This is a genomic window from Sulfuricurvum sp. IAE1, assembly GCF_004347735.1.
GTDB lineage: Bacteria > Campylobacterota > Campylobacteria > Campylobacterales > Sulfurimonadaceae > Sulfuricurvum.
Genome location: NZ_SLTI01000042.1, coordinates 310,153 through 334,245, shown reverse-complemented (window position 1 = coordinate 334,245; position 24,093 = coordinate 310,153). Strand labels below are relative to the sequence as shown.

At 52.9% G+C, this 24,093-nt stretch carries 26 protein-coding genes; 15 read left to right on the top strand and 11 right to left on the bottom strand.

Translation table 11 applies throughout. From position 1 onward, the window contains the following. Positions 1–212 precede the first annotated feature (212 nt). Positions 213–767, top strand: a complete 555-nt coding sequence (locus tag E0765_RS06945; RefSeq protein ID WP_188109928.1) for a GNAT family N-acetyltransferase — start codon at positions 213–215, stop codon at positions 765–767. A gap of 80 nt (positions 768–847) precedes the next feature. Here E0765_RS06945 and rpsR read toward each other — a convergent pair whose 3' ends face one another. The 5 genes from rpsR to E0765_RS06920 form a co-directional block, all read right to left on the bottom strand. After that, on the bottom strand, positions 848–1,111 hold the full coding sequence (gene rpsR, locus E0765_RS06940) for a 30S ribosomal protein S18 (protein WP_037947828.1): 264 nt from the start codon (positions 1,109–1,111) through the stop codon (positions 848–850). Positions 1,112–1,132: 21 nt separating this feature from the next. Further along, positions 1,133–1,645, bottom strand: a complete 513-nt coding sequence (locus tag E0765_RS06935) for a single-stranded DNA-binding protein (protein ID WP_132812495.1) — start codon at positions 1,643–1,645, stop codon at positions 1,133–1,135. A gap of 18 nt (positions 1,646–1,663) precedes the next feature. Next, on the bottom strand, positions 1,664–2,035 hold the full coding sequence (rpsF, locus tag E0765_RS06930) for a 30S ribosomal protein S6 (protein ID WP_132812494.1): 372 nt from the start codon (positions 2,033–2,035) through the stop codon (positions 1,664–1,666). 119 nt (positions 2,036–2,154) lie between these two features. Further along, positions 2,155–3,120, bottom strand: a complete 966-nt coding sequence (holA, locus tag E0765_RS06925) for a DNA polymerase III subunit delta (protein ID WP_132812493.1) — start codon at positions 3,118–3,120, stop codon at positions 2,155–2,157. Next, positions 3,117–5,063, bottom strand: coding sequence for a ribonuclease R family protein (locus E0765_RS06920; RefSeq protein WP_132812492.1), 1,947 nt, complete (start codon positions 5,061–5,063; stop codon positions 3,117–3,119). The genes holA and E0765_RS06920 overlap by 4 nt, the downstream gene beginning before the upstream one ends. 61 nt (positions 5,064–5,124) lie before the next feature. Here E0765_RS06920 and E0765_RS06915 point away from each other — a divergent pair, with 61 nt between their 5' ends. The 3 genes from E0765_RS06915 to E0765_RS06905 are packed head-to-tail and all read left to right on the top strand — an operon-like array spanning position 5,125 to position 7,237. Further along, the gene (locus E0765_RS06915; RefSeq protein WP_132812491.1) at positions 5,125–5,451 is read left to right on the top strand and encodes a hypothetical protein; all 327 of its coding nucleotides are present in this window, start codon (positions 5,125–5,127) and stop codon (positions 5,449–5,451) included. 2 nt (positions 5,452–5,453) lie between these two features. Beyond that, positions 5,454–5,981, top strand: coding sequence for a transcription elongation factor GreA (gene greA / locus E0765_RS06910; RefSeq protein WP_132812490.1), 528 nt, complete (start codon positions 5,454–5,456; stop codon positions 5,979–5,981). A gap of 14 nt (positions 5,982–5,995) precedes the next feature. After that, a complete protein-coding gene (locus tag E0765_RS06905; protein WP_132812489.1) occupies positions 5,996–7,237 on the top strand; it encodes an EAL and HDOD domain-containing protein in 1,242 nt (413 codons plus the stop codon). A 3-nt stretch (positions 7,238–7,240) separates the two neighbouring features. Here E0765_RS06905 and E0765_RS06900 read toward each other — a convergent pair whose 3' ends face one another. Further along, complete coding sequence (locus E0765_RS06900; RefSeq protein WP_165921700.1) at positions 7,241–7,696, bottom strand: Hsp20/alpha crystallin family protein; 456 nt, start codon at positions 7,694–7,696, stop codon at positions 7,241–7,243. A 133-nt stretch (positions 7,697–7,829) separates the two neighbouring features. Here E0765_RS06900 and purL point away from each other — a divergent pair, with 133 nt between their 5' ends. Next, positions 7,830–10,043, top strand: coding sequence for a phosphoribosylformylglycinamidine synthase subunit PurL (purL, locus tag E0765_RS06895; RefSeq protein WP_132812487.1), 2,214 nt, complete (start codon positions 7,830–7,832; stop codon positions 10,041–10,043). A 221-nt stretch (positions 10,044–10,264) separates the two neighbouring features. On the opposite strand, the gene murA is transcribed toward purL, so the two are convergent. Continuing rightward, positions 10,265–11,527 (bottom strand): UDP-N-acetylglucosamine 1-carboxyvinyltransferase, encoded by a 1,263-nt coding sequence (gene murA, locus E0765_RS06890; RefSeq protein ID WP_132812486.1) that lies wholly within the window; start codon positions 11,525–11,527, stop codon positions 10,265–10,267. 84 nt (positions 11,528–11,611) lie between these two features. Here murA and E0765_RS06885 point away from each other — a divergent pair, with 84 nt between their 5' ends. Next, positions 11,612–12,055: a hypothetical protein gene (locus tag E0765_RS06885; RefSeq protein ID WP_132812485.1), complete on the top strand. Its 444-nt coding sequence runs from the start codon at positions 11,612–11,614 to the stop codon at positions 12,053–12,055. After that, on the top strand, positions 12,049–12,750 hold the full coding sequence (locus tag E0765_RS06880) for an exonuclease domain-containing protein (protein ID WP_132812484.1): 702 nt from the start codon (positions 12,049–12,051) through the stop codon (positions 12,748–12,750). Before E0765_RS06885 ends, E0765_RS06880 begins: the two co-directional genes overlap by 7 nt. Here the strand turns inward: E0765_RS06880 and E0765_RS06875 are convergent. Next, the gene (locus tag E0765_RS06875) at positions 12,732–16,241 is read right to left on the bottom strand and encodes an EAL domain-containing protein (protein WP_132812483.1); all 3,510 of its coding nucleotides are present in this window, start codon (positions 16,239–16,241) and stop codon (positions 12,732–12,734) included. The genes E0765_RS06880 and E0765_RS06875 overlap by 19 nt on opposite strands. Before the next feature lie 127 nt (positions 16,242–16,368). Between E0765_RS06875 and E0765_RS06870 the strand changes: the two genes are divergently transcribed. From E0765_RS06870 to E0765_RS06835, 8 genes are all read left to right on the top strand, one after another. Next, the gene (locus E0765_RS06870; protein WP_132812482.1) at positions 16,369–16,755 is read left to right on the top strand and encodes a hypothetical protein; all 387 of its coding nucleotides are present in this window, start codon (positions 16,369–16,371) and stop codon (positions 16,753–16,755) included. Continuing rightward, complete coding sequence (gene rsmD, locus E0765_RS06865) at positions 16,745–17,332, top strand: 16S rRNA (guanine(966)-N(2))-methyltransferase RsmD (RefSeq protein ID WP_132812481.1); 588 nt, start codon at positions 16,745–16,747, stop codon at positions 17,330–17,332. The genes E0765_RS06870 and rsmD overlap by 11 nt, the downstream gene beginning before the upstream one ends. A gap of 74 nt (positions 17,333–17,406) precedes the next feature. Further along, complete coding sequence (locus tag E0765_RS06860) at positions 17,407–18,453, top strand: flagellar basal body P-ring protein FlgI (RefSeq protein WP_132812480.1); 1,047 nt, start codon at positions 17,407–17,409, stop codon at positions 18,451–18,453. After that, on the top strand, positions 18,453–18,737 hold the full coding sequence (locus E0765_RS06855) for a rod-binding protein (protein ID WP_132812479.1): 285 nt from the start codon (positions 18,453–18,455) through the stop codon (positions 18,735–18,737). The genes E0765_RS06860 and E0765_RS06855 overlap by 1 nt, the downstream gene beginning before the upstream one ends. A gap of 66 nt (positions 18,738–18,803) precedes the next feature. Next, complete coding sequence (locus E0765_RS06850; RefSeq protein ID WP_132812478.1) at positions 18,804–19,010, top strand: flagellar biosynthesis anti-sigma factor FlgM; 207 nt, start codon at positions 18,804–18,806, stop codon at positions 19,008–19,010. 33 nt (positions 19,011–19,043) lie between these two features. Beyond that, positions 19,044–19,457 (top strand): hypothetical protein, encoded by a 414-nt coding sequence (locus E0765_RS06845; protein ID WP_255417870.1) that lies wholly within the window; start codon positions 19,044–19,046, stop codon positions 19,455–19,457. Between the two features lies 1 nt (position 19,458). Next, positions 19,459–21,315, top strand: coding sequence for a flagellar hook-associated protein FlgK (gene flgK / locus E0765_RS06840; protein WP_132812477.1), 1,857 nt, complete (start codon positions 19,459–19,461; stop codon positions 21,313–21,315). Next, complete coding sequence (locus E0765_RS06835; protein WP_132812476.1) at positions 21,315–22,109, top strand: ABC transporter permease; 795 nt, start codon at positions 21,315–21,317, stop codon at positions 22,107–22,109. The genes flgK and E0765_RS06835 overlap by 1 nt, the downstream gene beginning before the upstream one ends. A 2-nt stretch (positions 22,110–22,111) precedes the next feature. Here E0765_RS06835 and E0765_RS06830 read toward each other — a convergent pair whose 3' ends face one another. From E0765_RS06830 to E0765_RS06820, 3 genes are read right to left on the bottom strand one after another with little or no spacing between them, the layout of a single operon-like run. Further along, positions 22,112–22,315, bottom strand: a complete 204-nt coding sequence (locus E0765_RS06830) for a bacterioferritin-associated ferredoxin (RefSeq protein WP_132812475.1) — start codon at positions 22,313–22,315, stop codon at positions 22,112–22,114. Further along, a complete protein-coding gene (locus tag E0765_RS06825) occupies positions 22,312–23,490 on the bottom strand; it encodes a glutathionylspermidine synthase family protein (RefSeq protein ID WP_132812474.1) in 1,179 nt (392 codons plus the stop codon). The genes E0765_RS06830 and E0765_RS06825 overlap by 4 nt, the downstream gene beginning before the upstream one ends. 3 nt (positions 23,491–23,493) lie before the next feature. Then, the gene (locus E0765_RS06820; RefSeq protein WP_132812473.1) at positions 23,494–24,084 is read right to left on the bottom strand and encodes a hypothetical protein; all 591 of its coding nucleotides are present in this window, start codon (positions 24,082–24,084) and stop codon (positions 23,494–23,496) included. Positions 24,085–24,093: the final 9 nt, after the last annotated feature.

Sequence of the window (24,093 nt, the reverse complement as noted above, 5' to 3'; positions counted from 1 at the left end):
CCGGCCCCATTCCGAACCCGGAAGCTAAGACCCTCTTCGCTCATAATACTGCATCTTTCAGGTGTGGAAACGTAGGTCGCCGCCAGGCCGCAAGATTCTTCTTTCTTTTAATACCTTCCTATACAAAAATAACTTATTCTATAAAATATAAGATTCAAAAAAAAACTTTATTCTAAAAACACCATCTACCTATTGTGCGTTATAATTCCCTCATGAATACGACACTTTATTTCCTTCGATCTTCCGAACAAAAAATTCTGAGCGATATCCTCCCTTATGCCATGCGTCTTGATCAACACGCTATGTCGCTGTCCGACGTACCGCAACTGAGCGTCTACGAAACGTTTTACGGCTATACAAGCAAAGATCTTGGTTTGTATGCCCTTGCCGATAACCAGCTTGCGGGGGCAGCGTGGATACGTCGTCTGAATGCCGATCACGGTGCTAACGGCTATATTGACGATAATACTCCGATACTCACTATGGCGGTTCTTCCGCAATACAGAGGGATGGGAATAGGCTCGCTGATGCTGGAGCAGCTGATGATTGAAGCCTCGGCTTTGTATGAGGCGATCAGTCTGGGTATTGTCGCCGACTCACCGGCACTGCGTTTTTATGAACGTCACGGTTTTACGTTGCATCCGAATGCTTTAAACGCAAAAAGCTTTACGGACGGCTCTGAGGTCGTGACATTGATCAAACGTTTGGAAAAAGGGGAAATTAAACGCCCTGGCGACGGTTACGATCCTAGACGCTGGATGGACTGAAAGGGTTTTCGGTATTTTGTACGGAGGGTAAAAAGGAGAGAAGTGAAAACATGCCGGTCGAGCCGGCATGAAAGAAGGAATTAACGAATTTCTTCGAATGGAGCGCCCGCAACCACTTTGCGTGATACGGTGTAAGGAACGAGGGCAGCCGCACGCGCTTGTTTGATCGCGATGGTGACCATGTCCTGGTGGCGTTTGCAGTTGCCTGTCAAACGGCGGGGCATGATTTTGTAACGCTCAGAGAGCGAGTATTTCAAAGACGCAACGTCTTTGTAATCGATGTAGTCAACTTTGGCTTCGCAGTATTTGCAATAGCGTTTTTTGTATTTTCTTTTTTCTGACATGGTTCTATCCTTGTACTTTCGTTAAAACGGAATTTCGTCTTCGTTGATATCAATCTCGGGGAGATTGTTTTCAGGCATTCGTGCCGGAGCGGGTTTCGAATACGACGGAGGCGGATTGTAGGCTTTCGGAGCCGGAGCATCATAGCCCCCTCCGTAGCTTGCGCCGTTATCGGAATATTCGTTATACCCTCCCTGCGAACCGCCTTCACCGCGTGAGTCAAGCATTTGCATCGTTTCGACGATGACGGAATGCTTCGAACGCTTCTGGCCGCTTTGCTGGTCAACCCACTGTTCGAACTGGAGCCGTCCTTCGACAAGAATTTTGGAGCCTTTGCGAAGGTATTGGTTGGCTACTTCACCCGAACGGCCGAAAAAAGTGATGTCGACAAAACATGTCTCCTCTTTTTTCTCGCCGTTCATCGTAAATTTACGACTGGTTGCGATGGCGGTTTTTGCGATCGCGGAACCGTTTTGCGAATATCGAAGCTCGACGTCGCGGGTGAGATTTCCGACCAAAATGACTTTGTTGTACATAGGGTTTCCTTAAAGGGCTTAAGAAGCGGCTTCTTCTTTTTTCTCAGCTACGGCAGGCTTTTTGGTTTTTTCAACCATATCGTTCCATGCTTTTACTTCGCGTTTGCTATCGTATTTCATGGTTACGAAACGCAAAATCTCCTCGTTGATACGGAAGCGACGTTCGATTTCACTAATTGCAGAAGGTGCTGCTTTGTAATACATCACGTAGAAATAACCGCGAGCGTTTTTCTCGATCGGGTAAGCCAGTTTTTTCATTCCCATCGCGTCGCGTGCAATGATTTCCGCACCGTTTACAGTGAGGATCTCTTCGACCTGAGCGATAGTGCTTTTGATCTCTTCTTCAGTAAGAGTAGGTTTGACGATTACTAGGTTTTCGTAATGTCTCATAACGTATGTCTCCTTTTGGTGTTCGCCCCTTATGGTATTCGTACAGCACGATCAGCTCGTGTTGCAAAGAGCAAGGAACATCGCGATTATACTAAAAAATAGCTTAATTTAAGTTTGAGTTATAAAACGCTTTGGAGTTTCAGAAGGGAGGAAAGAAGCAAGGACTCCTGGTCCGGGCTTCCGGAGGATTTCATTTTCAGTTCGGTATCGAGCAGAAGGTTAAGCCCTTTTTTATACCCTTCGGGTGAAATTTTTATCGAGAGCGAAGCCCGCTCTTTCTCGACGAAGCCGGGAAGTTTGTATCCCAAAACCAGCGCCGAATCGGCAACACCGTGAAGCTTGATGGAGGTGTTGAACAGGTATAGCTGTGTCAGGAATCCGCTGATGGCGGTAAGAATCTGGATTTCGTTTTCCCCCGATTCGAGAAGGTGGCGCAGGGTAGGGAGAAACTCTTTTTTTTCGATTACCTGGGCGATGAAGCGGTCGAGTTTGATTTCGCTGAGGCCGTGGACGTGCTCTTCGACGTCACGGACGGTAATAGGTTTATTTAAAACGGCCAGTTTGGGCAGCTCGTTGCATGCCAGGGCCAGATCGCCGGTGTGGATTTCCAGAAGGTGGAAAGCGGCCTGGTTGTCGAGCGTTATCCCCTGCAGCTGTGCCTCCTGCAAGAGGATAGCGCGGGCTTCGTTGGGATAGGGATGGAAAAAACGGACGGATCCCGCATCAGGCCCTTTGAAAGCCGTGTCGGCTCCTTTGACGTCATCGCCGTAATAGCAATAGAGGAAAAAGTTGTCGGAATTTTTCCCCACAAGCTCGACGAGGGTGTCCAGATCGCTTTTGGGGAGTTTTTTCTCCGACTTGACGATCAAAAGATTGCGGTCGCCGAAAAGGGAACCCTGTGAAAGGTGGGCCTTGGCGACGGACGCATCGTATTCGTCGTAATAGAGGCTCAGTACGGAAGCCCCTTCGATTGCGCCGAGGCGCTGTGCGTAGCGGTCGATCAGAAAATGGCTCTCTCCGAACAGCGCCATTGCCCGGGGTGCGGTATTGTTTTGGAGATGGCGGTCGAGGTCTTGTCGGTTCAATCCGTTTCCTTTTCGATTTTGCGTACGAATGACGCGGTGATTTTGGCGGTGGCGAGATCGGCTTTTTCAATCCGTACGACCACGTCATCAAAGAGCATCAGCCCGAAATGGCCCGTGACGGCGACGCTTGCCCCCGTCACGACGTCGTGGATTTCGGCGAAAACGTCGTCTTCGGCTTTCATGACGCGGGCTTTGAACTCCTGACCGATGACGGTAGCGGCCCAACGGGCGAATTTACGTTCGTGGAAGCGGATTTCGATGTCGCTGGCTTCGCGCTCTTTTTCGCTGATCGAGGTACAGAGCGATTCGATATTACGCAGGACGTAGGAACCTTCTTCCGTATCGCCCGCCTGGATAGCTTTGAGCAGACGGTGGACGACCAGATCGCTGTAGCGCCGGATCGGTGAGGTGAAATGGGTGTAGCGCTCGAACCCCAGACCGAAATGCCCCAGGTTGTAGGGGGCGTAGCGCGCCTGCATCTGGGCGCGGATGATGAGGGTGTCGACTTCGCTCACCAGCCCCCGGCGTTCGGCTTCGGCCTGAATGGCGGTGATGGTCTCTTTGACCGAAGCCTGGAACTCGACGAATATTCCGATCGATGCCAGTTCGGTGTAAAGGCTTTGAAGCTTCATCGGGGAAGGGGGCTCGTGGATCCGGAAAACGCCCCGCTCGTACATCGAGGCGGCCGCTTTGTTGGCCAGCAGCATGCAGTCTTCGATCAGGGCGTGAGAGGGGGTTTCGACGGCAAACTCGGTCGAGACGATGTTCTGTTCCGCGTCGATCCGCATCTCCAGTTCGCTGGAGCGGAAGTTGTACCCTTTTTTCATCCGCTCCTCGCGCAGTTTTGCCGTCAGATCGTTGAGCGGACGGATGTAGGCGAGGGCCAGCCTCTCTTTTTCACTCTGTACCGTGAAGTTCCCCTCCAGATAGGCGTCGATCTCTTCGTACGTGAAGCGGCGGTGGGAATGTATGATCGATTCGTAAAGGTCGAATGAATCGACGTCGTAGGTGGTCGGGTCAAGATGCATTTCAAACGTGTAGGCGAGACGGTCGACGTTCCCCTGCAGCGAACAGAGCGTTTCGCTGAGCTCGCGCGGCAGCATGGGAATGGAGCGGTGGGGAAGATAGATCGAGAAACTGCGGTAGATCGCCTCGGCGTCGATCGCACCGAAGGGTTTGACGTATTCGCTTACGTCGGCGATGGCGACGTAGAGGGTGTTGGTGTCGGGAACGTAGCAGATCGCGTCATCGTAGTCTTTGGCGGTGACGGGGTCGATCGTACAGAAAGGGAGGTGGCGCAGGTCGCGGCGGTGAGGGTAGAGGGAAGCATCGACCTCTTTGGGAAATTCCCGGGCCTGGCGTAACACTTCCTCGTCGAACGCATCGTGTTTGTTGTAGAGGGCGAGGACGATTTTTTCATCGACCGTGGGGTCGGAGAGGTTCCCCAGGTACGCTTCGATCTTTCCGCTTTGGTTGTTGATCTGGTAAAGCGATCCTTCCTCTGCGTTGGGAAGCTCCGAGAGGGCAAAGCCGGCGGGATGCAGGGTGCGGATGTCCTGCAACACGAGGCCGCCGAACCCTTGTGCTACCACCGCGATACTGAATGTCTCGCTTCGTCCCGCGATAAGGACTACTTTGGCCTGAGGTCCGCCGCGCCGCCCCATGAGCCGCTGGGCGATGACGAGATCGCCGTTTTTCGCCCCCATCAGGTTCGCCGCATCGATAAAATGGTCGCGGATGCTCTCCCCGATGCTCTGAAGATAAGCCCCCCGTTCCTGAACGAGGCCGATTGTCCCCGCACGGTACTGGGAAGCGAAGGTGTATTTCCCTTTTTCGTGGACGAGGAATTTCATCGAGAGCCATTGCGCGACGAGTTCACGCTCTTCGCTGGCGATATCCTGGTCGTAGAGGCCGTGGGTGAGGCGGATAAGGAGTGATTTCATGAAGCCCATTATATCTTCTGTGTTAGAATAAGCTCTTTAATTTTGCAAAGGAATGAAGATAATGACACACGAAGCGATTTTGAACCAGCTCGGATACACTCCCAATGAGGCGCTGAGCCTCCAGCTTTCCCGGATCGAAGCCAATACGCACGGGTACGAAAAAATCATCAAGCATATCCTTGATCTGCACGAGGCGCTGAAAACCGATGAATCGTATGTCGCCCTCTCCAACAGCAACGACTGTTTCAAAATCAAGATCGATGCGACGAACGAAACCAGTGCCGCCGATGCACTGGAGAAAATCAACCATTTCGCCGACAAATACAAAGTGGAACTGCAAAAAGTCGAAGGAAAACCGACCTATTACATCCTCGGATTCGCCAAATAACGATGAAAACGGAGCCGATGACGCCGAAGGGGTACGATGAACTGTTGCGGGAATTCAAGTATCTCAAAGAGGTTGAAAAACCCCGTGTAAACGGGGAAAAACAGCGTGCCGCGGAATTAGGGGACCGGAGCGAGAATGCCGAATACCATGCGGCCAAAGAGAAGCTCCGCCACATCGACAAACGCCTTTTCTACCTCAATGCAATGATCGAAAAAGCGCAGATTATCGATCCCCTTGCCCTCGATCATGCCCGGGTCCATTTCGGTGCGACGGTGGAGATTTGCGATATCGACAACGACGACGAGTATTGCTACACGATTTGCGGAACGTTGGAAAGCGAACCCGAAAACGGTCTGATTTCGGTCCATTCGCCTCTTGCACGGGCATTATTGGGAAAAGAGGTCGGGGACGAATTCAGCGTGCAGCTCCCGGCGGGGAAGAAGAGTTATGAAGTGCTTCGTATCCGTTGCACGGATCTGTTCGAACTGAAAAAAAACTGCCGCACCGAAGCGGATTTCGGATTTCATTAAGGCGAGGAAGAACGATGAGTCTGATCGGGCGCCAGAGCATCAGCGACAAAAACTACCGGATGTTCGGATACGACATCATGTTCCGTGACGATTCCGCAGATGCGGGCCGACCTACCGACGTTTCGGTTTCGGCATCGGTCCTTGACCGCGTGATGAATGAAATCGGCCCCGAAAATGCAGTCGGCGGCTACCGGGGGCTTTTGAAAACCGATCGGGAATTTCTTGAAAACGATATTGTCGAAACGATCCCCGCGCAGAAATTCCTACTGATGGTGCTGGAATCGTCGCTGGGCGACCCGCGTCTGGAAGAAGTGCTCAAACGGCGCTACTCACAGGGATTCCGGTTCGGCATCAACGATGCCGCGATCAACGAAGCCAACCTTGAACGGATCGAAGCACTCTCCCCCTGGATCGATATCGTTAAAATCGATACGCTTCGCACCATGAAGCGATGGGCGCAAGAGGGAATCGTGCGGCTTCACCGCAAGGGGAAAAAAGTGATCGCTTCGAAAGTCGAAACCCACGTGATGTTCGAATTTTACAAATCCCTCGGATGCGATTATTTCCAGGGGTTTTACCTCAAGCGTCCGCACGTCGTGCAGGGAGAGTCGCTGAGCCCTTCGAGGGAACAGGCGCTGATGATCTGGAATCTTCTTGAAAACGATGCCGACATCACCGAGATCGTTGAGGCTCTTGAGAAAAACCATGTCCTTTCACTGCAGCTGATGCGGTTTTTGAACTCGTCGTATTTTTCATTCCGGGCCCCGATTACGTCGATCCGGCAGATCATATCACTGATCGGGCGGAAGGCACTCGCCAACTGGCTGATGCTGATGCTCGCCGCTTTCCGCAGTGTGGGCGGGGCCAATCACCCGCTCCTTCTGATGGTTATCAACCGCACCGAAATTATGACGGGACTGTTGAAGCTGAGCCGGCCTGAGGCATCGCAGGAAAAAATCGATACGGCGTATCTGGTGGGGATGCTTTCGCTGATCCATTTGCTGCTGAACATGTCGCATCGGGAATTTTTGCACAAGATCAACGTCTCCCCCGAAATCGAGGAAGCGATGTTCGAAGCGCAGGGGGAATGGGGCGAGCTGCTCACCGTGACCCGCCACATCGAAAATACCGATTACGAATCGATCCGTCCGTTTATGGAACGCTACCGGATCGATCCGAAAAAAATGGACCGCCTGATTGCCGATGCGATGGAAAAAGTGAATCGGTTCGACGAACTGCTCAACCAGGAGTTCTAGCGGTTATTTGACCTCGATTTTTTTCGATACCTTTTTCCCCGTTTTGGGGACGGTAATGGTCAGTACCCCGTTTTTCGAACTCGCTTCGATCGCATCGAGGTTCGCATCAGGGGGAAGGAGGTAGCTTTGCTGGAACTGGGCGTAGCTTCTCTTGGACGACTCTTTGTCCGCGTTCTCTTCTTTGTGCTCTCCCGATACGCTAAGACGGTTTCCCGATGTTTCGACGGTGATCTCTTTTTTGTCGATCCCCGGAAGGTCGATCGTGATGAGGTAGCGTTTTTCATCCTCTTTCATTGTCGATGCGAAAGCGTTTGTTCTGGGATAGGGACGGTTGAAGAAGTTTTCCATCTCTTCGATTCCCCAGAACGGGCAACCCGAGTTGCAGGGTTTGGAAGGGGCCGCCGCCAGCAAGAGGGGAACGGCACTCAAAGCGATTACAAGACGTTTGGATACATGCATGGGTACAAACCTCCGATAATGTTTTTTCAAGTGATAATGTAAAACGGTTTGGTAAATCGACAGCAAATTAAGGGGGCGCTTGATTACCCTTTGGTATAATCGCGGCATTATTTATTTCTACAAGGAATTTGCCGTGAGCACTCCACTTCCAGATATCGAAAAAGTTCTCAAGCAGCACAAGCTGTCGACGGGTGACTACGAACACATCAAAAAAATTCTCGGACGCGAACCGAACCTCGTCGAGATCGGTATTTTTTCGGCAATGTGGAGCGAACACTGCAGCTATAAATCTTCCAAAAAACATCTGAGCGGCTTTCCGACGAAAGCACCGTGGGTCATTCAAGGACCGGGTGAAAATGCCGGGGTTATCGATATCGGGGGCGGCTATGCGGCGGTTTTCAAAATGGAAAGCCACAACCACCCCAGCTTCATCGAACCGTATCAGGGCGCCGCTACGGGCGTCGGCGGTATCATGCGCGACGTCTTTACGATGGGTGCCCGCCCTATCGCGAACCTCAATGCGCTCCGTTTCGGAAACGTTCTGAACAATGACGACGTGAGCAAGCACCAGCGTTTCCTCGTGCGCGGCGTCGTTTCGGGGATCGGCGGATACGGTAACTGTATGGGGGTTCCGACCATCGGCGGTGAAACAAGTTTCGATGAGTGCTACAACGGCAATATCCTCGTAAACGCCTTTACCCTCGGGCTTGCGAAAAGCGACGAGATTTTTTACGGCCGTGCCGAGGGGATCGGCAACCCCGTCATCTACGTCGGCTCCAAAACAGGTCGCGACGGTCTGGGCGGTGCGGTGATGAGTAGCGACAGCTTCACCGAAGCGTCGAAAAGCCTCCGTCCTACCGTGCAGGTCGGGGACCCGTTCACCGAAAAACTCCTCCTTGAAGCGTGTCTGGAGCTCTTCAAAACCGATTACGTCGTCGGGATTCAGGATATGGGGGCTGCGGGCCTCACCTCCAGCTCGTTCGAGATGGCCGGACGTGCCGGAAGCGGTATGATCATGCACCTGGACAAGGTGCCGGCCCGCGAAGAGGGGATGCAGCCGTATGAGTTCATGCTCTCCGAGTCGCAGGAGCGGATGCTCATCTGTGCGAAAAAAGGGTCGGAGCAGGCGATCATCGATATTTTCGAGAAATGGGACCTCGACTGCGCCGTCATCGGAGAAGTAACCGATACGGGCCATATGGAGCTGTTCTGGCACGGCGAAAAAGTGGCCGATGTTCCGGTCGATCCGGTAAGTGAAGAGGCTCCGGTTCTGGATCGTCCAATGAGTGAACCCAAATACCTCGCCGAGATCAAAAACGTCAAACTAGGGGATTTCGAAGCGGTAGACAACCAAAAAGCGTTCGAAAAACTGATCTCTTCGATGGAGGTCGTTGACAAAGGGTGGATCTATCAGCAGTACGATTCGATGGTCCAGACCAATACGATCAAAAAAGGGGGAGAGCTTGATGCATCGGTGATCCGTGTCAAGGAAAACGGTGTGGCGCTTGCGATGAGCGCGGACTGTAACGTCCGCTACTGCTACATCGATCCCAAAGCCGGAGCCGCGGCCGCCGTCATCGAGAGCGGCCGTAACGTCGCGATGAGCGGTGCGACCCCCAAAGCGATCACCGACTGTCTGAACTACGGAAACCCCGAAAATCCTGAAGTAATGTGGCAGTTCGCCCAGGGGTGCCTCGGGATAAAAGAGGCGTGCGCCGAACTGAACACCCCCGTCATCGGCGGTAACGTATCGCTCTACAACGAAACGAACGGTAAATCGGTTTTCCCGACCCCTTCGATCGCGATGGTGGGCGTCAATGAAGACCAGAACAAAGTGCTTCTCTCTTCGTTCCAAAAAGAGGGGAACATCCTTTACCTCGTCGGTGAAAACAAAAGCGAGTTCGGCGGGTCGCTCTACATGAAAGAACTCTACAACGTCGTTGCCGGAACGATTCCTGCGATCGATTACGATAAAGAGCGGGCTCTGTGGAACCTCGTCATCGAAGCGAATAAAAAAGGGCTTCTCGCTTCGGCGAAAGACTGCAGCGCCGGCGGTGCCGCGATCGCGCTGGCAAAAATGGCCTGTATCAGCGCCAAAGGGGTTCAAGCCGTCATTGAGGTCGCCGACAGCCGCGACATCTTTGCCGAGAGTATGAGCCGCGCGATCATCGAGGTCGCACCGGAAAACTGCGCCGCGTTTGAAGCGATGGCAGGCACCCTGGCCTGCCAGAAAATCGGAACCGTGGGGGGCGATACGTTTGTCCTCAACGACGTTACGATGGACCTCTCGGCGATGCGCGATGTCTACTACAACACCTTCAGAAAAGTGATCGAAGGCGATCTCTAACCCTTTCTCCCCTCGCTTCCCCGTAAGGGGGAAACTTCTTCTTCCCCATCTCTTTTTATTGGCATATTTTTTGCATGCAATTTGGTATGAAAAAGCTATTCCGAAAAATTTTTCGCAAACGATCAAAACGGTATTGCGAGTATTACATTACGAATCTTGCATACGGCTGCGGGGAGTAAAAGAAAAAGGGGTTTCCCGCGCCAGCGGGAAAAAGGCGGCGTTTATTCTTTGAGGCGGTCGATGGTCGCGCCGAGTGCGCGCAGTTTTTGCTCCAGGTTTTCGTATCCGCGGTCGAGATGGTAGATACGGTGGACGTTGGTCGTCCCTTCGGCTGCCATGCCCGCCAGTACCAGTGCACTGGAAGCGCGAAGGTCGGTTGCCATAACATCGGCTCCGAAGAGTTCGCAAGCCCCGATAACCGTTGCCGTATGGCCGCTGAGTTTGATTTCGGCACCCAGACGCTGCAATTCGCTTACGTGCATAAAACGGTTTTCGAACAGGCGCTCTTCGATGGTGCTCGCTCCGTTGGCACGGACGGCGAGGGCCATGAATTGTGCTTGCATGTCGGTCGGGAACGCAGGGTATTCCTGGGTGATGATATCGACGGGTTTGAGCTTTTGGGCAGGGTGAATCGTCATCGTCGTTTCGCCGAGTTCGAAGGTGCACCCCATGTGTTCAAGTTTCGCCGTGACGGCATCGAGGTGATCGGGGCGTACGTTTTCAAGGGTGATTGATGAATCGGTAATGGCGGCGGCACAAAGATAGGTCCCGGCTTCGATCCGGTCGGGGATCACTTCGAAATCGATCATGTCGATCGTTTTGCCGCCCGTTCCGATAATGACGAGTTCGGAAGTGCCGATTCCGCTGATGTCGATGCCGCTGTCGCGGAGGATCTCGCACAGCTGCACTACTTCGGGTTCGCGCGCGGCGTTTTGAATCACCGTTTTGCCGTGGGCAAGGGCGGCGGCCATAACGATGTTAGCGGTTCCGGTCACGGTAATTTTATCGAAAACGATATGTGCCCCTTTGAGCCCCTCGGGCGCTACGGCATGGACGTACCCCGCATGGATCGTGATTTCCGCTCCCATCTGTTCGAGTGCTTTGAGATGCAGGTCGATGGGACGCTGCCCGATGGCGCATCCGCCCGGAAGGGAGACCTCACAGTGGCCGAAACGGGCAAGCAGGGGGCCGAGGACGAGAATCGACGCCCGCATGGTTTTGACGATGTCGTAGTTGGCCATCGTGTGGTTGACCGTCGAAGTATCGATGGTGAGGGTATGGTTTTCCAGGTTGTAAGACGCTCCCAGATTCTGGAGCAGTTTGAGGAGCGTTTTGATGTCCGCGACTTCGGGCATGTTGGTCATAGTGACTTTGTTGTGAGCCAGCAGTGCCAGTGTGATAAGGGGTAATGCGGCATTTTTCGCACCGGAGATCACAACGGTTCCCTGGAGCTTGGTAGGGCCTTGAATACGTAGATAGTCCATAAAAATCCCATATAAAAAAAGTTTGATATTATAAGTCAATGTTCGTTAAAATTATCCAAATTTACGGTGTTCCAAGGAGAATATGTGAGTTCAGCCCTCGACCGTCTCAAAAACCTGACCGCACAGATCTCCAGTTATGAGCTCGAACGCAAAAAAAATCTCAAAGAACTCGAACGTCTCCATACCGTTTTGGGCATCGACGCAAAAGTTCCCCGTTTTGAGGAACTCTTTGATTTCAAAGCGATCAATCTCTCCGGGATCTCCCTTTCAGACGAAGATCTCGGTAGCCTCAAAGAGGGGAAATACGCCCAGATTATCGGGATCGTGTATGACAAAGAGGCGAAAGTCAAAAACAAAAATATCTCGCTCGCCTATTACGGACGGGTCGAAAAGCTTTCCGAAGGGCGAAAAAAAGAGATTGTCGCCTTTGTGTTGGGGTGGCGTTTCGAGAAAAGTTTCCGTACGCTCGAACACTATTACCGCCTCATGGGCCGTGTCGGCCCTGTCGGCGACGCTGAAGCATGTTGATCTTTTTTGACACCGAAACCACCGGAGTCGAGGCAAAAGACCGCATCTGCGCCGTCGGAATCGCCTGCGAGACTCATCTGCATGAAGAATTGATCCATCCGGGGAAAAAGATGCCCCCCGCAGCCTCGGCAGTGCACCAGATAACGAGCGAAATGGTTGCCGAAGCGCCGGAATTTTCCCGTTCGGAAAGCTGCCGGATCCTCAAAGCGTTCAATCTTCCTTCCAATACGCTCGTTTCGCACAATGCGCCGTTTGATCTTTCCATGCTTTCCAAAGAAGGGATCGAATGGCAAGGCGACGTTATCGACACCCTCAAATGCGCCAAGGCGTTGATGGACGATCTGGAAGGGTACTCTTTACAGTTTCTGCGGTACGAATTGCGGCTGTATCGCGAGGAAGAGGCGTTTTTTGCCGCTGCCGGCGTATCGGTTGCTCCTCATCGCCCTTTGAGCGATGCGCTTCACGTTCGGATGCTTTACGATTACCTGCTCGATCTCGCCGATCATCAAAAACTGGTCGATATTTCCCGTTCCCATATCCTGCTCAGCCGTCTGCCTTTCGGCAAATACGCCAAAAAGAGGATCGAAGAGATCGCCCTCAAAGACCCCGGCTATCTTAAATGGATGCTCGATTCCCTCCATGACATGGATGAGGATCTGCGTTACAGCATCGACTATTATTTACGAAACGACTGAACGTATTTACGCTCAAATTCCTGTGCCGGAATCGGTTTTTCATAATAATATCCCTGCACCTCGTCACACCCCGCAGCGCGTAGGATTTCAAGCTGTTCGGCGGTTTCCACCCCTTCGGCAATCGTTTTCATGTTCAGGCTGTGAGCCATTTTGATGATCGTGTTGACGATGGTGCGGTCTTCGGGATTTTGGGCGACGTCATGGATAAACGACTGGTCGATTTTGAGTTTATAGGCTTTGAACTGTTTCAGGTAGCTCAGTGACGAGTATCCGGTCCCGAAATCGTCGATCGACATACGAATCCCGTTGTCGTAGAGGGTATTCATGATGTTGATCGCTTCGAGCGGGTTTTCCGAGGCGATCCGTTCGGTCAGCTCAAGTTCGAGATGCTCGGGGGGAAGGGCCAGCTCTTCGAGAATCTCCAGAACCCTTTGGGTGAGCTGGGGGCTGCGGAACTGGACGGCGGAGAGGTTGACGGCCATGATGAACGGTTCTGCACCCGCATCGATCCAGGCTTTGAGCTGCCCGAGCGCATGGCGCAATACCCAATCCCCGATGGCGACGATTTGGCCGCTCTCTTCGGCGACGGGTATGAATTCATCGGGAGAAACGGCTCCGAGCTCGGGGTGGGTCCATCGCAGCAACGCTTCGGTCCCGATGAGTTTTCCGTCGGACAAAGAGATTTGAGGCTGATAGTGGATTTGGAGTTGATCGCGTGCAACCGCGTGTCGCAGAGCGTTTTCGATTTCGAGGTTGCGGGCCGAACGGGCCTGCATTTCGGGGGTGAAAAAGCAGTAGCGGTTTCGGCCGTTGTGTTTGGCCCGGAACATCGCCGCATCGGCCGCTTGGGACAACGTCGTGAAGTTGGTACCGTCCCCGGGATAGAGGGCTATTCCGATCGATGGGGTGATTGAAAGTTCATAACTTTGGATCTGATAGGGCTGGGAAATGCTTTCGATCAATTTTTCGGCGACATTCGCGGCGCCCTCTGCATCGATCCCGGAGAGGAGGATCATAAATTCGTCCCCCCCCTGCCGCGAGAGGGTGTCGGATTCGCGGATCATGGACTGGATGCGCAATGCAACCTGGACGAGCAGTTCGTCGCCGATATGGTGCCCGAGGTTTTCGTTGATGTTTTTGAAATGGTCGAGATCGAGATAAAGCAGTGCGACCGACGTATGGTTGCGGTAGGCGATCCGTATCGCGTAATTGAGCCGGTCGTTGAGCAGCGTCCGGTTCGGAAGCCCCGTCAGGGAGTCGAAATGGGCAAGCCAGTGAACCTTGTCTTCCGTCGCTTTTTGCGCCGTGATGTCCTGGATGGAACCTCTCAACCGGATGACTTCACCGTTTTCGATGACCGGGATACCGATGGTACGAACCCATTTTTTATTTCCGGCGGGGGTGGTCATGTGCACTATCAGATCGTAGGGCATCGCACGGGTGATTGCGTCATGGATGGCATTTTTTATCTTTTCGAGAGATTCGCCCTCGTATACGCTCAGTCCGATCTGTTCGGTCGTTTCGGCATCGGGGTCCATGTCGTGGATTCGCGCGGTAATTTTGGTCCATGTCCCTTTACCTGTTTTGACGTCGTATTCCCATCCTCCGATCAATGCCGCCTCGCTCATCTCTTCGAGAAGTTTTTCGGTACGGATAAGATCTTCTTCGACCGCTTTACGTTTGGCCTCGCGGTCGAAGTTTTCCATCGCGAAACTGATGTCCATCGCCATTTCGATCAAAAGTTCGCGGCTGGAAGGATCGAATGCATTGAGTTTAGTCGAGTAGACCATAAACGCTCCGACGGGTTTGCCGTAGAGATGAAACGGCAAAGAGGCGGATGATTGCCATCCGACCGCTTCACCGCGTTCGTGCCATGGAGCGGTCGCGGGATCGTTCATGAAGTCCTGACACCAGTAGGGGCGGTTTTCACGGATGGCGGTGCCGGTCGGACCGTTGCCCGATGGGATCTCCTCGCGGATCGAGATCTCGATTCCTTCGAGATAACCGAACCGATCACCGTATGATGCTACGGGACGGACGAGATCGCTTTGGGGATCGACTAACCCGATCCACGCCATGTTCATTCCCTCTTCGGATACGATCCCCCGGCACACTTCGTCGAAGAGCTCCTGGGGCGTCGATGAGCGAACAATTGCTTTGTTACAGTTACTAAGGGCGGCGTAGAGATGGGTGAGTTGCCGTATCCGCGTTTCGTTGGTATGGCGCTCGGTAATGTCACGGGCGATACCCAGGATCCCGACCAGGTTTCCCGTTTCGTCGATCATCGGGGTTTTGATCGTTTCCATCAGCGCGGTATGGCCGTCGTCGGTAAAGGTGAGCCACTCTTCGTTGACGCTCGGGGCGTGTTTTTCCATTGCAAGACGGTCTTTGGCCCGGAAAAAATCAGCAAGTTCCCGGTCCACAAAATCGTAATCGCTTTTCCCAACGATTTCGGTTTCTTTCGCACCGAAAAACCGTTCGAACATCGGGTTGCACAGCAAATAGGTTCCCCCTGTGTCTTTAAGCCATATAAGGTCGGGAATCGTATTGAGCAGCAGCCGGAGCCGGTTTTGGGTCAATGAAATCTCGGTGACCCGTTCGGCAACGCGGTGTTCGAGGGCGTTGCGCTGATTGCGCAGTTCGACGTATTGTTTCGCGATATAGCCGGCCAGAAGGCTGAACAATATCCCCAGGACGCTTTGGAAAAAAATCGTCCATCGATCATGCCATCCTGCGGCGGGGGAGATGCTCAGCGTCCAGTCGGCATTCGGAAACGCTATCCGTTGCCGTATCGGCCGATCGAGCGGCTGGGGATCCGAAGCCGAGATGATCTGAACCTGTTTTGAATTCGGATACGTTCGGGTGAGTTCGTAGCGGTATCCGCCCGCAGAGAGGTCGCCCAATGCGGCGGAATGAAGAAGATCGGGCATTTTTATGACGATGAGAACAAAGCCCCAGAATGTTTGATCTTCCTTGCGGAAAACGGGGAATCTGCCGACAACCCCTTCACCTCCTTGCATTAGGCGAATCGGTCCGGCGAGAGTGAGTTTGCCGCTTTTGAGGGCCAGCAGCGCCTCGGCCTTTTGTTCGGGATGCCTGAGCAGATCAAGACCGAGCGCTTTTTCGTTGCCTTTGACCGGAACGATGTGGGTAATGATCCCTTCCGGGGCCAGGGCGATTTCGTGGATGAGGGGATGGTGTGTGATCAGTTTGTCGGCGATAAATGTAAAATCTTGAGTATCCATCCCGGTTTCGATCGCCGCCGCAATCGGATATGCCAGTACCATGCTCTCGTCGATGTGCTTGTGCAGCCGGGATGCATGTTCGTGTGCAACGGACTGAACGACATGGAGTTTGTCATGCGTTCTCATCCGATCGAGATGGATGACCACGAACGCTGAGACGGCGGCGCCGAGTAGAAAAACGGCGGCACCGACGCTCCATTCTTTGCATCGGGGACCGCAGGAGAGATTCACAGAAAAAATGCGCAACAAAATACTCCCATATCTTCTTTTGCTCTATAGGCCAATAATAGCAGAAATAGGTGAAATTAGCGATGAGAAGCCTCCGAACTATGTTAATATACCGAGAATGGAACAAGGTGGAGGGGGAAAAGACGTGAAAGTAGCCGTACAATGCGATTCGCCGCTTTTGCAGCGCTCGCTGGAACTTTTTTTGGAAGGGCAGCTCAGCTCGATCCGCCAGTGCGATATTCTGATCCGCGATAAAGATATCCGTGACGACAACCGCCCCACTTTTGTCATCGGTGCGACGGAGTCGGCCGATTTGATCAAACCGTTTTCGAAAGCGCAGCTCCTCCACGCCCTGGGACGCAAACTCGAATCGCTCAACCGTTCTTCCGCGGAACCTCCCGCCTGCGAACCCCCGGCCTGTCCCGAAGAAGAAGCGATCAGCTTCGAAGTGCTCGAACGCCACATTGAAAAACTGACCCGCGAATACCAGGCTAATATCCTCAAGGCGATACGGGCGTTTTATGAAAAATAATCCTCCTCTCACCAAAAAAATCATTGCGGGGAAATTCAAAGGCAAAACGCTTTGCCTCCCTTCCAAGGAGACGACCCGCAGTTCCAAAGCGATCGTCCTCGAGTCGTTTTTCAACACGATCCAGTTCGACGTCATCGATGCCGTACTGGTCGAAGTGTTCTCCGGAAGCGGTTCGGTAGGGCTCGAAGCGCTCAGCCGGGGGGCGAAAAAGATTCTGTTCATGGAAAAAGACCGCGATGCGATTAAAACGCTTCGCCAGAATATCGCCCAGACCGATCCTGCCGCCTGCGAAGTGTTCGAAGGGGACAGTTTTTCGAATGTCGCACAGGTGAAAAAAAGGCTTGAAAGCCTCGGCGAAAGCGCTTTTGTCTATGTCGATCCCCCCTTTGCCTACCGCGAAGGGATGGAAGAGATTTACGACAAAACGCTCGATCTGATCGCCGCGTTTCCCCCGCATCTGGCCAAACTCTTTATCATCGAACACATGAGTACGCTCGAACTTCCCGAAGCGATCGGGGAATATCGGCGCCTCAAAAGCAAAAAATTCGGAAAAACGTCACTGACTTACTACGCCTGAGTATCCTTCATGGTTCCGCTTCCGAAGAAGTGGAATGAACTTTGCTTTTTCTTTGCACGTTTCAAAGGATAAGCATGAAAGTCATCGTAGCGTTTTTTTTACTCCTTTCATCACTGCAGGCCGCCCGCGTCGGTGAACTTGCCAACGTCGTAGGGGTGCGCGACAACCAGATCATCGGCTACTCGCTTGTCGTCGGTCTGAAAAAAACCGGGGACGGGACCACCTCTAAATTTACCCTCCAGTCGATTGCCAACATGCTTAAAGCGATGAACATCGATATGAACCCGGTCGACATCAAATCCAAAAATGTCGCGGCGGTCGTCGTTACGGCCAAGTTCGCCCCGTTCGCCCGTCAGGGGGACACGTTCGACGTCGTCGTTTCATCGATCGGCGATGCGAAATCGCTCGAGGGCGGGACGCTGTTGATGACCCCGCTCAAAGGGGTGGACGGAAAAATCTACGCACTCGCACAGGGACCGGTGAGCATCGGCGGTAAAAACGAGCGGGGTGCGGGTTCAGAATCGCATCCGACCGCCGGGATGGTGTACGGCGGCGGCCTTGTCGAACGCGAAATCCAGCAGGACCTTTACCACCAGCAAAACGCGACGCTTTCACTGAAAACATCGAATTTCAGCAACGCGGTCGCCATTCAGAATGCCGTTAACGCCCGCTACCGCAGCGAAGTCGCGACCGCGCTCGATTCCCGTACGATCAAACTCCAACTTCCCAAAAACCGTTCGATGGTCGAGTTTCTGGCCGAAGTGCAGAACCTGGACGTCAACTACGCCCAGGAGCCCAAAATCATCATCAACGAGCGGACGGGAACCATCGTTGCGGGAGTTGACGTCGAAGTCAAACCCGTTGTTATTACGCAAGGAGACATGACGGTTAAAGTGTTGTCGCAGGATAATGTGGCAAAGCCCGCCGGAAGCGTCGCGATGGATAAAAGCCTTGTCATCGGGTTGAACGAAAACGAAATATACACCGAAAAAGGGACGACGACAGTCGCGAACATCGCCCGTTCGCTCCAGAAACTGGGGGCAACCCCTAAAGAGATGATCGCGATTTTGCAGGCGATGAAAAGCGCCGGTGCCATTACCGTAGACCTGGAGGTGATCTGATGGACGTTTCACACGTACAGTACCAAAAACCCGTTCCGACGGTGGGGACGAAAGAAGGGGACGCAATCCTCAAAGAAAAAACCGATCAGTTTGAAGCGATCATCGTGAAGATGTTGCTCGATGAAGCGATGAAGGATGAAAAAAACCTTTTCAGCGCCAATGATCCGGGAGACAAAATCTTCAAATCGATGTACCGTGAGGAACTTTCCAACGCCAGTGCGGGGGGATTCGGATTTTCGCAAATGCTGTTTGAACATTTGAGTCAAAAAGGGGTAAAAAACTAAATTTTTCGGAGTGTTTGCCGATATGGTAGATAGACATCATAAACGGACAAACCGGAAGGATTCACCATGATCTCAAGTGTGAACAGCTCAATCATGAAAGGCGTTTACCAAGAAACGTCGCTTAAGCCGAAAGAACAGGAAAAATCCTCTCAGTCGGTTTCCAAACAAGGTGACACCAGCCGGATCGAAGAGATAAAATCTTCGATCGAAAAAGGCGAATACCGTGTCGATATCGAAGCGTTGGCCAAGCGCATCGCGCAAGAGCTGACTTAAACCAAACAGGAGTTTATGATGTTGTCGTATCAGTTGAAAAGCGCTATAAAAGAACTGGAAGCCCTTATCGCATTGTCTGAAGAAGACATCGCCGATATAAAGCAGGCCAAGCATAATACCCAGTTCGAACGGTTGGCGATCAAAGAAGAAAAAATCAAAAGTTTTGAAAACAAAAAAGCGATGATCGATCGCGAAATTTCGAAACTGATGACCGCCGAGCCTTCCAAAGCGCTTTTCGAACTTCTCGATGACGAACAACATCAGCTTCTCGATCTTCTTAAAGAAAACCTCGCAAAACTCCGCGAAGTCAACCAGCGTTACGCGAAAATGGTTTTAAGCGTCGGGGCTTTTTACAATACTCTTCTCGAACGTGTCGTTCCGACGCAAATGGAAGGGTATCAAAAAGTCGCGTCCGCCGACGCGTCATTTTTGGAAGTGAGAGCGTAAAATGGCCTCCATCTTCAATGCCCTTCATATCGGTTATACCGGCCTTAATGCCGCCCAGATCGGGATCGATACGACCGGTCATAATATTTCCAACGCCGAAACCGAAGGGTATTCCCGCCAGCGGGTCGTAACGTCGACCGCGTTTCCCGTCAGCGTCGATCCCGGACAGCGCGGTAACGGTACCCAGATTACCGAAATCGTCCGTATCTACGATTCGTTCGTGTTTAACCGTTATTCCAATACGGCACAGTCCAAATCGTATTCGGACACCATGAAAAAGCATCTGGAAGAACTCTCGACCTATTTTCCCGATATCGACAACATCGGGATCAAATCGGACCTTCAGAATTACTTCAACGGATGGCAGGCCCTGGCGAATAATCCGGGCAACAGTGCGTTGAAAGTTTCTCTTGCTCAACTGGCACAGACGCTGACTCAGCATGTCAACCAGACGCGCGACCAGATTGCGGCGCTACAGAGTTCGATCAACGACCAGGTTAAAATCAATATCGAAGAGGTCAACCGTATCGCCGAAAAAATTGCGGGACTGAACAAATCAATCAACGAAGCCGAAGCCGGAGGGATCAACAACGCCAACGATCTCAGAGACCAGCGAACGCAGCTCGAGATGACCCTCTCGAAACTGATCGGGGCAAAAACGGTTGTGGAAGGTGCAAAGACCAACAATTCGATTGACAGCAATATCGCAGTCGAAGAGGGGGGCTATACGATCCTCGTCGGCGGCTTCAACATCGTTGACGGTTCGAACTTCCACCCGATCGGCATCGAAAGCGCGAGCAGTTCAAAAGGATATAACACCCTTTACTTTGAACGCCAAGACGGAGTCCAGATGCCGTTTGCACAGGATGTACGCGGGGGAAAAGTCGGGGCGCTGCTCGAATTACGCGGATCGATCATCGGAGCTGACGGAGAATTCGAAAACGGTTTTTTGCAAAAGACCATCGATAATCTCGACACGTTTGCGGCCGGATTGATCGAAGCGACCAACAACCTCTACGCGCAAAGCGCGACGACATCGATGCAGTCGACGTCGCAGGCTTATGCAGATTCCCAGACGCTGCTGACGACGGGGAAAAATTTCAGCGCCGGAACCTTTGATATCGTCGTATACGATATCAACGGGAATGTCGCCGCCCGTCGTACGGTTACGATCGACGATGCGACGGTCATGGGATCGATGCCCGCACCTCCTGCCAACAGCATCGTCGGACAGCTCAATGCGGTTCAGGACGACACCGGAGACGGGAATGCGCTCAACGACATCGACGACATGCTCGAAGCGCAGTTCGGTACGGCTCAGAATATTCTCCGCATCGATTTCAAAGCGGGAAGCGGGCTGGCAGAGCAGGGGTATACTTTTGCCATCGAAGACAACGGCACGAATTTTGCCGGTGTAACCGGGCTGAGCCGCTTTTTCGACGGCGACAGTGCCAAAAACATCGATCTCAATATCGATATCAAAAACGACGTTACCAAAATCCGGGGATTCAAGTCACCCGTGGAAGGGGATTCCCAAACGGCGCTTGCCATGGTTGAGCTGCAATTCTCTCGTGTCAATTTTATGCAGGATGCCCAAACGACGGATGACACCCTCTACGGATATTACGATGCGCTGGTTACCACGGTGGGGACGACTACGAACTCGGTTATTCTGAGCAACGATACGATTACCGCGCAATTCAGTGCCATCCAGCAAGAATACGACTCGATCTCTAAGGTGAGCATCGACGAAGAGATGGCGAATCTCATCCGTTATCAGACCTCTTACGGCGCCGCCGCCAAAGTCATTACGACGATCGACCAGATGATGCAGACGCTCCTGGGGCTGAAGCAGTAATGAGCCTCTTTAGTATGGTCTCCCTTGCGGGGGTCATCCTTTTTTCTTTTTTCGGCCCTTTTTTCTATACGGTCGATCCGCAGTATTTCAATCCGAACGCTATTCTCCTTCCCCCCTCGTCAACTTATTGGTTCGGTACTGACCGTTTGGGGCGGGATATGCTCGCACGTCTGATGGAAGGGGGCCAGGTATCGCTGTTGATCGGTCTGGGAAGCGCTCTTTTTTCGACTCTGATCGGGCTGATGTACGGAGTCAGTGCCGCGCTGCTGCGGGGAGGGTTTGATAAGCTTTTTATTGTCGTCGTCGATTTGTTTTTGACGTTTCCGACCCTGTTTTTGCTGCTGACGCTGGTTACCTACGTCAATGCGTCGATCTGGGTGCTGATCGTCATTATCTCGGTAACGGGATGGATGAGCACCGCGCGTCTGATCCGTTCGGAGAGTTTTGCGATTTCGTCAAAGCCGTTTATCCGTATCCTGCGTATCGCGGGGGTCAACCCGCTCAAGATCATTTTTAAATATTATGCGCCGCTTCTTTCTCCGATCGTGCTGGTGAGTTTCACGTTCGGGGTAGGGGGGGCGATTCTGGCTGAATCGGGACTGTCGTTTCTGGGGCTTGGGATCACACCGCCCCAGATGAGCTGGGGGAGCATCCTCAGCACCGGAAAAGAGGTGATCGACATTGCATGGTGGGTCAGTTTCTTTCCGGGGCTGATGATTTTTATCGTTACGTTTGCGCTGATGAACATTTCGAACGACGTACAAGCGAGGATGAATCGCAAAGAGGTACGCTAAAGTCAGGAACGCTCCAAGATGGCTTCGGCGTTGAGGAGCGCGTAGGGGAAAGGGAGATCGACGTCGCCGCAGGCAGGATCGAGGCATTCGGTGCATCCCTGTCCCACGCAGGTGATGCTTCGGATCGTTTCGGCGTCGTTGCCGTGGCGTTCCATCGCTTCGATGATCTCTTCGAGCGTGACGCTTCGGCAGGCGCAGACGATCATCTCAGCACGTGCCCGACGAATTTGGAGAGATTGTCCAGAATGGCCCCTCCGCGGCGGAATCCGAGCCCGCACGCTTCGTAGGCGAAGAACACTCCCGCCTGGTAGGCGTTCCCGTGTGTATCGCGGGGGAATTCGACGTATTCTTGGTAGACCGGTTTGAAATTGCCGTAGGGGCCGCCGTTGGAAGCGGTAACGTTTCCGGCCGCGTCATGGATTCTGACATTCGATCCCTCGCGCCCGAACATCCGTTTCTCGACGTACGGAACCCCCTTGAGTGGTTCGAAGGACGTTTTGAGGAGGTAGGGAGAATCGGGGAAAAGATCGCACAGGATCTTCATCATACCTTTGGACTGGAACAGCAGGGTGTAGGCGGGGTTGAGGATGATCGCCTTCTGGTTAGCCATGATCGATTGAAGCTGGGTTGCGAGTTCGGGTTCTTCGATGGCGATATCTTCCCACGGGTAGAGCTTGAACCAGTATTCGTAGGGATATTCATGGGAATCGTAGATCCCCTCATCGTCGAATTTGACGCCGCCGAGGGGCTCGAACCCCGTTTCGAATCCGGCATCGATTGCCATCTGCTGCAGCAGCCGGACCGTTTGTTCCTCTTCGATGTTGCCGCTGACAGAGCTGAAGAGAATTTTCCACCCTTCGTAATAACGTTCGAACAGCCCGGGATCGTCAAACAAGGTAATCAGACGGCGGAAATTGTCGCTGATGGCCGAATAGACGTTGTTGAACTGCCGATCTTCGTCCATGCGGTTGTGTTTGAGTATCGCCCACTGGATGATGGCCGTCTCGAAAAGGGCGGTCGGAGTGTCGGCATTGAATTCGATCAGTTTGATCGGTGCGCCGTCGATCCCCCCGGCGAGGTCGAAGCGTCCGTAGAGATGCCAGTGGACGTCGCTTTCCCAGCTTTTCTTGATCGTTTCGACGAGATTGAAAGGGATGCCGAGGTCGAAAAACAGGTTGTTGTCGATAACGTGCTGAGCGGCGGTGGCGTACATGTCGTAGATATCGTTGACCGCTTCGTAGTAGGCTTCGGCTTCGGCGTCGGTGACGACGACGAGTTCGTCAGCGACGTATTTTCCCGACTCGGCATCGGTGTGCCAGTGAAATCCGATTTGTTCAAGGACGCGGTCATCGATCGGGGCGACTTTTTCGAGGGCAACCATTCTTTAGCCTCCGTAGCTGCTGCTGGAGGTTGTCGATGAGGAAGCGGTATTGCCGAAGTAGCTTTTTTTCTGGGTAGATCCGGTCGACGTCGGGGTGCCGCCGGAGGTAGAACGGTAATAGCCCGAACGGTTCGACATGTCCTGGTGTTTGCGGACGTTGGCGTTGTTCATCAGGGCGTTTCCGATCATGTTCCCAAGCAAAGCTCCCCCCGCCGCGGCGAGGATCGTTCCGGCAAGTCCCATCCCTTCGCCGGAGGGTTCGGCATTGAGCTCGGATTGCCCGGCTTCCATTTTTTTGTATTCCTGGTCGGCCAGCTCTTTCATCTCCGCTTCGGTAAGGACCCGTTCGTGGACGGTGCCGTTTTCGTCCGTTTCGCGGATAATGGCGCGGCTCGGTCCTTCGGTCGGCATCTCTTCGACGATGACGTATTTGCCGTTGGTGAGCTGCTCGACGACGAGGAATTTGTTTTTGGCCTGTGCCTGTTCTTCGGCGGGTTGCTCTTCGGGTGCGCTCTGGCATCCGGTGAGGGCATTGATGAGGATGAGTCCGAATGAACCCAGAAAAGCGGATTTGGCATTAAAAACGTGTTTCATGATGACTCC